At 38.2% G+C, this 11,958-nt stretch carries 9 protein-coding genes and 1 tRNA gene; 6 read left to right on the plus strand and 4 right to left on the minus strand.

Going from position 1 to position 11,958, the window contains the following annotated elements:
• Nucleotides 1-103: 103 nt before the first annotated feature.
• Nucleotides 104-472, minus strand: a complete 369-nt coding sequence (locus HG267_RS21585; RefSeq protein ID WP_045867930.1) for a 2Fe-2S iron-sulfur cluster-binding protein — start codon at nucleotides 470-472, stop codon at nucleotides 104-106.
• A 94-nt stretch (nucleotides 473-566) separates the two neighbouring features.
• Here HG267_RS21585 and HG267_RS21590 point away from each other — a divergent pair.
• From HG267_RS21590 to HG267_RS21605, 3 genes are all read left to right on the plus strand, one after another.
• Nucleotides 567-653 (plus strand) — tRNA-Ser (locus HG267_RS21590).
• A gap of 355 nt (nucleotides 654-1,008) precedes the next feature.
• Nucleotides 1,009-2,658: a caspase, EACC1-associated type gene (locus HG267_RS41975; protein ID WP_045867931.1), complete on the plus strand. Its 1,650-nt coding sequence runs from the start codon at nucleotides 1,009-1,011 to the stop codon at nucleotides 2,656-2,658.
• A gap of 727 nt (nucleotides 2,659-3,385) precedes the next feature.
• Nucleotides 3,386-3,781, plus strand: a complete 396-nt coding sequence (locus HG267_RS21605; RefSeq protein WP_045867932.1) for a hypothetical protein — start codon at nucleotides 3,386-3,388, stop codon at nucleotides 3,779-3,781.
• A gap of 695 nt (nucleotides 3,782-4,476) precedes the next feature.
• Here HG267_RS21605 and HG267_RS21610 read toward each other — a convergent pair.
• Both HG267_RS21610 and HG267_RS21615 read right to left on the minus strand, forming a co-directional pair.
• Complete coding sequence (locus HG267_RS21610) at nucleotides 4,477-5,043, minus strand: thermonuclease family protein (RefSeq protein WP_081583922.1); 567 nt, start codon at nucleotides 5,041-5,043, stop codon at nucleotides 4,477-4,479.
• 285 nt (nucleotides 5,044-5,328) lie between these two features.
• A complete protein-coding gene (locus HG267_RS21615) occupies nucleotides 5,329-5,520 on the minus strand; it encodes a hypothetical protein (RefSeq protein WP_045867934.1) in 192 nt (63 codons plus the stop codon).
• Between the two features lie 418 nt (nucleotides 5,521-5,938).
• On the opposite strand from HG267_RS21615, the gene HG267_RS21620 reads away from it, so the two are divergent.
• The 3 genes from HG267_RS21620 (at nucleotide 5,939) to HG267_RS21630 (ending at nucleotide 10,537) form a co-directional block, all read left to right on the plus strand.
• Nucleotides 5,939-6,919: an aldo/keto reductase gene (locus HG267_RS21620; protein WP_045867935.1), complete on the plus strand. Its 981-nt coding sequence runs from the start codon at nucleotides 5,939-5,941 to the stop codon at nucleotides 6,917-6,919.
• A gap of 442 nt (nucleotides 6,920-7,361) precedes the next feature.
• Nucleotides 7,362-9,695 (plus strand): hypothetical protein, encoded by a 2,334-nt coding sequence (locus HG267_RS21625; RefSeq protein ID WP_045867936.1) that lies wholly within the window; start codon nucleotides 7,362-7,364, stop codon nucleotides 9,693-9,695.
• Nucleotides 9,692-10,537, plus strand: a complete 846-nt coding sequence (locus tag HG267_RS21630) for a hypothetical protein (RefSeq protein WP_045867937.1) — start codon at nucleotides 9,692-9,694, stop codon at nucleotides 10,535-10,537. Before HG267_RS21625 ends, HG267_RS21630 begins: the two co-directional genes overlap by 4 nt.
• A gap of 41 nt (nucleotides 10,538-10,578) precedes the next feature.
• Here HG267_RS21630 and HG267_RS21635 read toward each other — a convergent pair whose 3' ends face one another.
• Complete coding sequence (locus HG267_RS21635) at nucleotides 10,579-11,928, minus strand: GTPase family protein (RefSeq protein ID WP_045867938.1); 1,350 nt, start codon at nucleotides 11,926-11,928, stop codon at nucleotides 10,579-10,581.
• Nucleotides 11,929-11,958 lie beyond the last annotated feature (30 nt).

The raw sequence follows: 11,958 nt of genomic DNA on the forward strand, positions 1-11,958 counted from the left end.
TGTACCTTCACACCGTTATATCTACCCTGCCGACAGCTACTAATCAATAGCCAGGATTGCCAAGATTGCATCTCGTGATTTTGAATTGTGTATTTTCAATTGTTTAATCTTCATCCAACGGTAAACCCGCCCTCACTTTACCCCGTGCAAAAAAGCGTCCAAACTGAAGTTCATAAACTTCATCTTCGTCTTGGGTTTCCACTTCTATATCCGAACGGGGATAACTCACACATAATAAGGCATATCCCTTGCGCCGCAACTCTGGCGATAGTCCAATTGCCTCTGGCTGGTAAATTTCTCCCGAAAGTACCCGCACAGCACAAGTAGTACAAGCACCATTGCGGCAAGAAAACGGCAATTCTGTTCCTTGTTGTTCAGCGCTGTGCAAAATGTAGCGGTCTTCCGGCACTTGTATGGTGTATTCCTTGCCAGTATTGCGATCGCGAACTCTAATCTTGTATGTTTGGGACATGATGATTGGGAACTTTTGATTTTTTCTCAAATATCTTCTTAATTATCTTTGCATTTTTTGCGATTTCACCTTAGAATTGTAAATCGTGGCACCTGGAGAGGTGGCCGAGTGGTTGAAGGCGCAGCACTGGAAATGCTGTTATGCGGCAACGTATACGAGGGTTCGAATCCCTCCCTCTCCGTTTAAAAGCTAAATTGCAAGAGCGATCGCCCCTTTAATTTAAACAGCGTGGGGCAAAATGTCACTTACTCTTTAGCAGGATTTAGATCCCCGACTTTTTGAAAAAGTCGGGGATCTGTGCAGCAGTAAGTGCTGGCGTAGGGTGTGTTGTCGCGCAGCGCAACGCACCACCAACAATTCAGAAGTTGCGAAAAGGCGGAAAAGGGGAAAGGTTTTCTCTTTTACCCTTCCCCTTTAACCTTTTCCCTTTCCCCACCTCTTGCAAGAGGTTTAATGCACGGAATCCCTCAGCTTTATCCTGTATAAAATATAGAATTAGGGAAAATTCTGTATTTCAACGGAACTAAGCAAGCAAAATGGCGAAATATGCATTGCTAATTGGTGCTAGTGAATATGAGTCTCCGAAGATAAATAATTTATCTGGAGTAGTCAAAGATATTGAAGCAATGCAGCGTGTTTTGGAGAATTTAGAGATAGGCGGCTTTAAGGAAGTCAAAGTTTTGCCTAATCCTGATTCTGATACTATGCGCTCAGAAATTGAGCAGTTATTCATGGAAAAATGCCAAAAAGATGACGTAGTACTGCTCTATTTTTCTGGACATGGCTACAGACATGAAGACGGAAATTTATTTTTTGTCAGCCGCAATACTCAAATTAATCCCCAGGGTTTAGTTAGAATTGGTACAGCAGTAGATGCTAAGTTCATCCATCAAAATTACATGAGTCGCAGCAAATCGAAGCGACAAGTATTAATTCTTGACTGTTGTTTTAGCGGTGCTTTTGCTGAGGGGATGAGTGCAAAAGAAATTTCCAATCTCAGCATTAAAAATGAAATTGTTGAGCAATTAGGTGGTGAAGGTAGAGCTGTGTTAACCTCTTCCACAGCTACACAAAAATCCTTTGAAGATTCGGGAGGCGCAGTTTACACCCGCTATTTAATTGAGGGAATTGAAACAGGCGCAGCTGATAATGATAACGATGGTTTTGTGACTGTAGCTGAACTGCATGAATATGCCAAGCGCAAGGTGCTGGAAGCCAAGCCAGCGATGAAACCAGAAATATTTGCAGTCAAAGAAGGTTATACAATTCGCCTAGCTAAAGCACCAGTAGGCGATTCGCAATTAGAGTATCGCAAAGAAGTTGAGCAACGTATTAGAAATGGTCGCGTTTCGGTTGTAGGACGCAAAGTTTTAGTTCGTAGACAAACTGAGTTGGGGTTAAATTCGGAAGTAGCAGCAGCGATAGAAGAAGAAGTTCTCAAACCATTCCGTGAGTTAGAAGAAAGCTTGCAGGAATACGAACAAAGCCTGACTGAGGCTTTAGAAGAAGAACCGATTCTTAGTGATGGAACTCTTGATGATTTACGGCGATTACAGCAAATTCTTAAACTTCGAGATGAGGATATTGCAGCTATACATAATCGCTTGATTCCTCAGCAGTCAATTTCGGCAAGTAAAATTATTTCCCCGCAACCAATTTCAACAATTGATACTAAAGAACCGACAGCGAAACAAGACGATGATCTTAGTACAGAAAAAGGCGTAGACTATACCAGGCTGCGCGACTTGCTAGCAGCAGAGAACTGGAAAGATGCTGATATGGAAACATATTTAGTAATGGTTCAGGCTATAGGTCAGAATAATGGTCATTACTTTAATACAGAAGAATTATTAAACTTTCCTTGTACTGACCTCCGCACGATTGATCGCCTATGGACAAAATATAGCAATGGACGATTTGGCTTTAGCGTTCAGAAAGAAATTTACTTGAGTGTTGGTGGTAAGCCAGATGGTAAATATGACGAGGAAGCCTGGAAACAATTTGGCGATCGCGTAGGATGGAGAGTGGAAAGCAACTGGATTGATTACGATAAAGTTATTTTTGATACCTCAGTACCAGAGGGATATCTCCCTATTTTATGTAGGCGTTCGTTCGTTGCCATTTTTGGAAATGTGTCGTGGTCGTTTGTAGTTCTCTTCACGCGTATCGAGGCTTGTAAAGTTTAACACCTAAGGCTTTGAGAAATTTCTAAATATTTATTAAAAGTCCCTAATACACGATAAAATCGACATTTCATAAATTCGTTACCTGGCACTGTGGGGGTATAAAAGTTCGCCTGAATAAATATTTTTGCTACCTTATGCACCTCAGTATCTTCAGCGAAGATGAATTACTTGGTAGGGCACGGCACCGATAAGATATGTGTATCTCCGAAAGTCTGTGGATGCCGTGCCCCTACGATAGATGTGGTTCAAATATGCGACAACTATTGTAAAGTGCGATCGCCCCAGCTTGAACGAAATGCGATCGCCAATCAACTTTAGTCATCAACCTTGACCATTAAGCCTTAAGGTTACAACATTAACCCTTAAACCTTGACCATTAAGCCTTAAAGTTACAACATTAACCCTTAAACCTCGACCATTAAGCCTTAAAGTTACAACATTAACCCTTAAACCTCGACCATTAAGGCTTATTGTTGAAGCGATCGCACTTAACTCTACATGAAAGTGCAGAGGTTGAGCCTGTGGTAGGCATCACCTAAGCTGTCATCATCACATATTCCTGAAACCTAAACAGATTATTTCTCTGAAAATCAGCCCTGTGTGATTAAATTCAGAATAATCACTGGTATAAATCAAAAATTATCTGAAAAATTTGCGATTTTTGCTGAACCGGAACATAGCTTAATTGAGCCAAACTAGCTTTTGAGAGCTAGTGAAGGAGTAAAATATGGCTCGTAAGCAACGTACATCCCGGATTTTAGAAAAAGCTCAATTTAGAGTCACCAGGATGAAAGCTATTGATCCCAATATAACTTTTGATGATAACTGCAACTTGCAAAACCTAACTCAATTAATGCAGCAATTTCAAACGATGCTGAATGAATATAACGATGCGATAGCTTTAATTGACTCTTCTAGAACCAAGCTAGACGAGATAGAAAAAAGCTTAAGCCTGATTTCAGATAAAATGCTGGTGGGAGTTGGTTTTAAATACGGCAAAGACAGTAGTGAATATGAATTTGCAGGTGGGGTTAAAGAAAGCGATCGTATCCGCAAAAGCCGATTAACCCGCTTAAAAAATAGTGCAGAAAAAAACGCAAATGATAATGTAGTAACTGCCTAATCTAGCTACAGGTAATTTATCAGCTAAACCACATCTATTTTGCATCTCTAGAATATCGGTAAATACAGCAGATTGCAAGTTGCTGAGGTACAGATAATTGTCAGGGCATGGCACTGCCATGCCCTTACGAATAATTGTGCTAATTATGATATTAATTACAAAAATAATTGTCATATATAATTTAGTTCATAGGACTTATACTATTTTGAAAAAAGAACGCAACAGATGGGTAGGTAGGGGCACGGCATCCACAATCTTTTGGCATATCAAATATCTTATTGGTGCCGTGCCCCTACAAAGAATTTATCTGTCGCAAACATAATTTGAATTGGTATTACGCAAAAGTTACGTAATTACGTCATTACGAGCGCAGCGACGTAATCGCCTGAGATTCTGGGATTGCTTCCCTAAACTTCATTCCGGTCGCAATGACAAATTTTGCTTGCGTAATTCCTGGTTCAATAAAGTGTATGATGCCGGAGGCTAACGCACTTTTTTAAATCCTTAATGGTGCACTGCACGACAACAAACCCCTGTATATTAATTTCTTAATTCAATACTTGTCGGTTAAAGGCAAAAGGGTAAAGGAAAAAAGTTTTTTCTTGCCCCTTTTCCCCTTACCCTTTCACCTTTTCCCAAAACCAAATTAAGAGTTAAAAATCCTTAACAGATCAGTATTGTTTCTTAATTACGAATTACAGCTTACTTAAACTCCGATATTCCCAAGGATTAACAAACTTAGCATCACCCCAAATCCCACGCTTTTGTTGCTGCGCTTCCGCTTCGGCTTGCTGCACTAAATCTTTACTGGGACACTTATTTAAATAAGGACGATAAACCTTCGCCAATCCTTCCCGCAGTAAAACTTGTTGCACAAACGTACCATCTTTTAAGCGTACTTCCGCCACTTTTCTGCCATAGCGATCGCTATCGGTAATATTCAAAGTTACGCGATCGCCTCCTTGCTTAACCAACTGCTGTAAGCGTTCCTGTGCTTTCGCACCCCAGGTAAATTGATTGCGATCGCTAGCGCGTTTACTTTGCTTTTCCTTGTTGGTATGTGGTACTTCTGGCGCATCCATGCAGGCAAAGCGGACGCTGAATTTGTTACCATTAGGGTCTTTCACAGTTAGGGTATCACCATCACTGATACGCTCAACAGCATCCCCAGAAGCAGGGAAAAGGCGATCGCATCCCATCAAACCTAAAATAATAATTCCTGCACACAGCCAAATTAGTGCTTGTTTATTTAACTTCCGCATTGTCATGCACCAAATTACCTTTGGAGGATGATACTAGCACTGCTACAAGGAAGTCAAAACCTGTAGAGACGTGATTCATCGCGTCTCTATTCAAAGGTTAACAGAACTTTTCACCCTTACCTTTCCCCATTCGTGACTATTTTTGCACAAACTAAAACCCCCGAAACCATTGTGTGGACGGGGGTTTATGTTTGATAATTGCACCTTGAATAAATCCTTATTTAGCTAAGAATCAAGTTGTTTTTAGGTAACAGAACACCTTATTTATTAAGGGTTAGTAAGGCATTAAATGCTACCCAGGACTATAAAACCAGTACAACCACCGCCAGTACCGCCAGGTGGTGGTGGTTGTAAAGGAGTTCCCCAGCCACCTACTACTATTTCCAGTTCTGAATCGCTTAATTCAGTAAACTGTGATATCTGCATAATTTTGTGATCTTTTTGATGCTTGCTAGAGTTATGTTTTTTGGTTTTCATTTTCCGGATTTCTCCTTAATTTACAAATAATGTAGTTATAAAATTAACTCTTACTAAGGAAGATTGGAAAGTACTCTTTAAAGTATTTTTAGAAACTTCATGCAGAAAAAATATGTTTTAAAGATGTCAAAATTCAATAGTAATTCTACTGAAAAATATTATAAAGAATCATAAATTATCCAGGTGTGAGGGACTAACTTTAAAATGGGCATAGGTCATGGGAAAGAAAGACTTGCATTTATGGTGATGAAATTCTTTTAATTGCGTCGACTTTCTCTGCTCTCCCTGCTTGCTAAAGCGATGGATGATTTTTTTAATTGCAAGTTCCTTAACTAAGGTATTGCGTTGCGAAATTATCTGATAATGAACTTTGAGCAACCTTGTTGGCAGGGAATCAGGAAATCTACAGTGAGTCAATATGCACATTAACCAGGAATTATCACTCCCAATAATGGGTTGTGGAACTTGGGCATGGGGAAACCAGCTGCTCTGGGGATACGATCAAAGTATGGATGAGCAGTTGCAAGCCGTTTTTAACCTTTGTGTGAGTAACGGTGTAACCTTATTTGATACAGGTGATTCTTACGGAACAGGAAAACTCAAGGGACGCAGTGAGATACTGCTAGGCAAATTTGCTCGAGAATATCAGGGTATCAACGCCCAAAAGATTTGCATTGCTACCAAGCTGGCTGCTTATCCTTGGAGATGGACGCGTCAGTCAATGGTACAAGCTGGCAAAGCTTCAGCCCAAAGGCTAGGAAGAAATGTAGACTTAGTTCAAATGCATTGGCCTACCGCCAACTATGCACCTTGGCAAGAAGAAAGGCTTTTAGATGGACTAGCTGACCTTTATGAGCAAGGATTAGTCAAAGCTGTAGGATTATCGAATTACGGGCCAAAGCGTCTGCAACGCGTGCATCAAAAATTTACCGAACGAGGAATTGCGATCGCAACTCTGCAAGTTCAATACTCGCTACTCTCCACATATCCAGTAACCCAACTGCAACTGAAGCAAGTTTGCGATGATTTGGGCATCAAATTAATTGCCTATAGTCCTTTAGGATTAGGATTATTAACAGGAAAATATTCCAAAACAGGCCCCTTCCCTAAAGGGATTCGTGGTTTATTATTCAGACAATTACTACCAGGAATTGACCCACTTTTAGCTTGTTTAAAAGAGGTGGCAGAATCAAGAAATAAAACTATGTCACAAATAGCAATTAACTGGTGCATTAGCAAAGGAACTATCCCCATTCCCGGCGCAAAGAATCTCCAACAAGCACAAGATAATCTTGGTGCTTTAGGTTGGCTGTTAGATTCTGGTGAGATAGCCGCACTCGATCAAGTTGCTGCCAGTGTAGATAAAAAAATGGTACAGAATATTTTTCAAACTAAGTAAAATCACGAGAAATAGGGTTTTAGCCTAGCGTGAGTAAGGCTTAATTCTAATATCATTTGCTTACTAGGCAATTGGCTTTTTATTAGGCTATTATATTGTAAGCAAAGTATAAAAAATAGCTACAAACTCTTCCAGTATTGAATATTTTCTGGAAGACAACATTTGTATAGTATATAAATATACTATTATTTTCGGCTGACTCTTTTTTAAAGCAGCCACATTCGATTTGTGCAAAATACTCACTCAGTACAACTCAAAAAATTATTCTTCTGCTTCTAGTTAGCTCCATACGTAACTAATTTCTCCCAATCAAATAGAGTAACTATAGATAAACATTTTTATGCACAATGCTCATGTAATTAAATAGTTGAACTTCATGATTATCTAAATGACATTGTTTAAATAATCAACTTAATGAGATTATTTTATATGAGGTATATTCATGCCTATTTATATCGTTAGAATTGTGCGCGCTGCTGTCAGAGAAATTCAAAAATTACCACATGAATATTTTAAGCTGGTAGCAGAAATAATTAAAAATATTAGTGAAGGTAACCTGGGTGAGCATCGAAAATTAGAGGGATACAAAGATTTATGGAGAACTAAAAAACATGATGTGAGAGTGATTTGGACGAAAAATAAAGGACAGATTTTAATATTAATGGCAGGACAACGTAAAGATATTTATAAAAAAATTATTGAGGATATAAATAGAAACCCAGAAATAGATATAGCTGATGTATTTGAACTTGGACAAAAAACAGTAGAAGATGTTCCTACATATATATGGAATCCTATTCAAACTAACTCTTGGCATCAATTTGTTTATGGTGGTTATTTATATTCACCTGTTTTGACTCAAGAACAAAAAGCAATTTTTGAGGAAGTAAGAAATTCCTCTCCACAGTTTGGAGCAAACCATAGTAATAGTAATATTAATAGCCTTTTAGTACAAAGTGCGCCAGGTACAGGTAAAACAGTATGTGCGGCTTTAATGGCTTGTGAATTATATACACAAAATTATTGGAATATTGCTTTAATTCTGCCTGAAAATCTATGTGCTGAAATTAAAGAATTTAGTGAAATTAAAAAAAAATTACAGCTTGGAAAACCTAATTTTTTTGTAGGAACTTTTACAGAATGGTTATATCAAGCAGCACCAGATATATATGAAACATTAGCCACAACATCAGAAGAATTACAAGCTTTACAAGATGAAGCGCGAAGAATCCATGTGATTTCTTCTCATGAATTTCTTCATATACACGATTTAATGTTATTCAGAGCATTTATTGACCAAAGACATCAACATCCTGAATTTGACCATCCCATTTATCGAGAAAATGAGCATTGGATTGGAAAACTGCAAAGAATTAATCTGCCTAGGTGGAGGCATAGATTAGGAAATAGAATAAGCTGGATAGATGGAGTAACTGAAATTACAGAAAATACTCGTCCTTTAAAGGAGAGTAATACGACACTGTTCATATTTGATGAAGCTCAAGATTATCTGATAGATGAAATTAAAGCGATCGTTAAAATGCTGGAGCGATGGCAAAAGTGTAATAATCACGCTTCTATACTTTTTCTATTGGGTGATATGAATCAAAGAATTACACCCATAGATTTTAATTGGGGACATTTAGAGCTGAATAGAAGACACAGCCTTAAATATAATTATCGCAATACAAAATATATTCTAAAATTCGCTAATAGTTTCCATCTATTTGCACAGAGAGCAAGTTCAGGAGGTAAAAAACTACCTGAAGTCAGTCAACCTGAAGATGCTTTTGAACAAGGTGAACCTGTGAGGATACTAGAATGCACATCACAGGAAGAAGCGCTGAAAATTCTTAATGACCTAAGTGATAAAGTAAGATATACATGCGCTTTAGAACAGCGTTCTATATTGAGACTTCTTTCTAGCCAAGTCAAGCTAATTTATCAAGATATTCCCGAACAATACAGTAATCTTCCAGGATTAGACTATATAAAATTCCATCAAGCTAAAGGTAGAGAGTTTGATGCTTGTGTTGCTTTCTGTGTATTTAAAGGACAGGGACAACCATCATTTGAAGAAGCAAATAATTGGTACACGATTTTTACCAGACCGCGTTACCGATTACTTGTGATTGCAACTACTGATGAAATCAATAGATTTGAAAGATCGCATTTTCAAGAATGCCAATTTTTTAATACTTCAAATGCAGATGTTCTTGATTGGATTACAGAGTGGGCAAATGGAGAACACTTATTTAAAGATATCACAGGATTATGTAACATCATTTACGATGGTTTAAATAATCAGCCTGTACAAATTTATTGGGATACTTATGCTGCATTCAGGCTAGCAAGAATTGATAATGACACAGTTACACAAATTGAGGAGCAAGCAATTAAAATCCTTGCGACTCATTCTAAAGAAAGTTTAGAGGAAGAATTACGGCAAATTAAGCAAATTGATAGTCATAGCGATCGCATTCCCCTGCAATGCTTACTTTTAATGGCTTTAGATAGTTCTTGGGAAGCAGTTAAAGTAGCATCTGAGTTGCAAAGCATCAATAGCCAAGAATATGAAGACTTAATATTAAGAATTGCCAATAAGCTTCAGAGAAAAGGACTTGTATATGAGGCTGCTAGAGTCCTGACAAAGATTGGAATGCATATCCCCGAAAATTTTCCTTTTAGGCAAGAAATATCAAGCGATGAAGGATATTTAATATCTCTACTTTGCAATGCGGCTATAGAAAAGATTGCTAATACAGGTGAATTATGAATGATAAATTCCCGACAGATTTACAAGTTTCCCAAGAACTTGAAGCTTTATGTATAGTTATTAATAAATCTATAGATAAAGCCAAAAATATTCTCGAAAAAGTTAAGGAAATTGATGAAGTTCGAGAACTTATTCAGGAAATTCATCTAAGTCGTGAACAACTATTAGAAGCGAAGGATGATTTAAATCAACATGAAAATCGTGCATTAAGTCATTTAGACGAAGCTAGAAAACTACAAGAGAAATTACAAATTTTACAAGACATACCAAATCATCTGCATGAACTTGGTATAAATGAAGATGTTATACGAGATTTACAACTAATAATTCATAAAATTAATAATAATAAACAAGAAATTCAATCTTTTACTGAAGAGTCTAACTATATATTATTACAGGTTAAAAAATATCTTCAAGAATCACAGAATATACTTCAAGAAGTTAATAAAATAAAACAAATAATCGAAGAATCTCATAAAAATATAGATAATAAATTGATTGAGGTTAAAAATATCATAGATGTATATGATCAAAAAAATCAATATACTCAAAGTTTAATTCAGGAATTAAACCTAGTAATAGAAACAATTGGTGGTGTGGAGGAAATTAAAAAATTTATTCAAGATATACGAAATACTCGATTAGAAATGAATAATTCAGAACAGCGATTACTATCTGCACGACAACAAATGATTGCTGTGCGAGGTCTGGAGAATTATTTAAAGGACTTCCAGCACATTCGTAATCGTAAACAACTAAGGCAGTGGTTGTGGAATGAGTTAGGATTTGTGGGATTTATAGTTTATTTCCTCAGTTTGGTAATTCCAAACAGAAAAAAATGAGTTAGGCAAATGATTTTCAAGGGAGAAATTGTTCAACTACCCTAACGCTTAATACCCTTAAACCTTTCTTGTGCTGCTTTGAAAGCTTCTTGCATTACAGATTGAATCTTCTTTGGATCGGGTTTTTTACCACCCATTAAGTCACCAAAGTATACACAGGCTGTTTCGCCAAGTGACCAAGTGTATGCAGCAGCCCAGGATGCAGCAATCACGCTACCGAAACCGGGAATAAATTTGATCAGTTCTCTGGCTATGGCTTGGGCGAGAAAACCTCCTGCGATCGCACTTACAACTCCCCCTGCTTGAGATGGGGTTAAAGTTTGCCCGTATAAGTTACCTAAAGCAGTTACCATAGATACTTGTAACGCAGTCAGCACGGGCATAGTTGCAAATGGTAGTGGTACGGCTGCAAGTGTTGCTGCCATAATTGCAAAGGGTAAAATGTAACGTCGTCCTGTATCACGGTAAAGATTTCCTAGTTGCTTACCAGCCTCTTCTCGATCCAATAATTGATAAATTGCTTTGGCTTCGGCTTCGGGAAGTAGTTCGGCTAAGTTATCTCGCAAAGCTTCTAAGCCATAGAATACAGGGTTGTAACCGTCTTCTTCTAAAGTAAAGTCTATAAGGACAGATCTGTCACAGACTTTCGCAAAATCCTCTTGAATGGCTGCAAAGGCGCGATTAATTTCCTCATAGTTTGGCGGGTAATCTGGATGATCGGCGATTTCCGGCGGATAAACCTCATGTAAGCAGGTAACCGCTAACAAACAAGGAATATCTGGATACTGCTGACGCAAATCTTGGGCAATTTGACGTAATGTATCCGTAGCAAAATCGTTAATTTTCACCGTCAGAATCAAAACTCTGGCGCTGCGGCTGGATTGTTCTAAATCGCCAATCAATTCGCGAATAATTGCTTGAGTATCTTGTGTGACATCTCCCAGCCCTACCGTATCCGTGAAAACTAGCAATGGTAAATCATCGGAAGGATAGGCGTAACGCTCTGTATGTTGGGTGTGGGGGCGAAATCCTTGCCCAACGATTTCCGCAGAAACCCCTGTCAAACCCCGCACTATCGAACTTTTACCAGCTTGGGGTTTACCAATTAACAAAGCTTCCGTAGTTGGCAGTTCAGCGCGAACTGTCTCCAAAATTTCAGCAATTTGGGTTTCGCTAACACTAAACCATTGCACAACTTTCTGTGCTAAATCATCTACAGGTAATAGCTTATCTAGGCGCGGTGTTGCTTTGCGCCAAACATCAGTAATCCGGTTTTTCCACGAATCATCAGCAGGTTGCGCCGTAGGTAGATTTTGCGACTCTGTGCTATTGCTTTCACTTAACTGCTGAGAATCTGCTGACAATGAATCAGCATCACGTTGCTCAGTCATTGGTATAAAAACGGCAGATAGATGCCAAAC

Origin of the sequence: Tolypothrix sp. PCC 7601 (genome assembly GCF_025677855.1) — a bacterium.
GTDB classification, from domain to species: domain Bacteria; phylum Cyanobacteriota; class Cyanobacteriia; order Cyanobacteriales; family Nostocaceae; genus Aulosira; species Aulosira diplosiphon.

What these genes read in the sequence shown, in the direction of transcription:
- HG267_RS41975 (WP_045867931.1), top strand. Translation starts at nt 1,009, where the DNA reads ATGGCGAAATATGCATTGCTAATTGGTGCTAGTGAATATGAGTCTCCG.
- HG267_RS21605 (WP_045867932.1), top strand. Translation starts at nt 3,386, where the DNA reads ATGGCTCGTAAGCAACGTACATCCCGGATTTTAGAAAAAGCTCAATTT.
- HG267_RS21585 (WP_045867930.1), bottom strand. Translation starts at nt 472, where the DNA reads ATGTCCCAAACATACAAGATTAGAGTTCGCGATCGCAATACTGGCAAG.
- HG267_RS21630 (WP_045867937.1), top strand. Translation starts at nt 9,692, where the DNA reads ATGAATGATAAATTCCCGACAGATTTACAAGTTTCCCAAGAACTTGAA.
- HG267_RS21610 (WP_081583922.1), bottom strand. Translation starts at nt 5,043, where the DNA reads ATGCGGAAGTTAAATAAACAAGCACTAATTTGGCTGTGTGCAGGAATT.
- HG267_RS21625 (WP_045867936.1), top strand. Translation starts at nt 7,362, where the DNA reads ATGCCTATTTATATCGTTAGAATTGTGCGCGCTGCTGTCAGAGAAATT.
- HG267_RS21615 (WP_045867934.1), bottom strand. Translation starts at nt 5,520, where the DNA reads ATGAAAACCAAAAAACATAACTCTAGCAAGCATCAAAAAGATCACAAA.
- HG267_RS21620 (WP_045867935.1), top strand. Translation starts at nt 5,939, where the DNA reads ATGCACATTAACCAGGAATTATCACTCCCAATAATGGGTTGTGGAACT.
- HG267_RS21635 (WP_045867938.1), bottom strand. Translation starts at nt 11,928, where the DNA reads ATGACTGAGCAACGTGATGCTGATTCATTGTCAGCAGATTCTCAGCAG.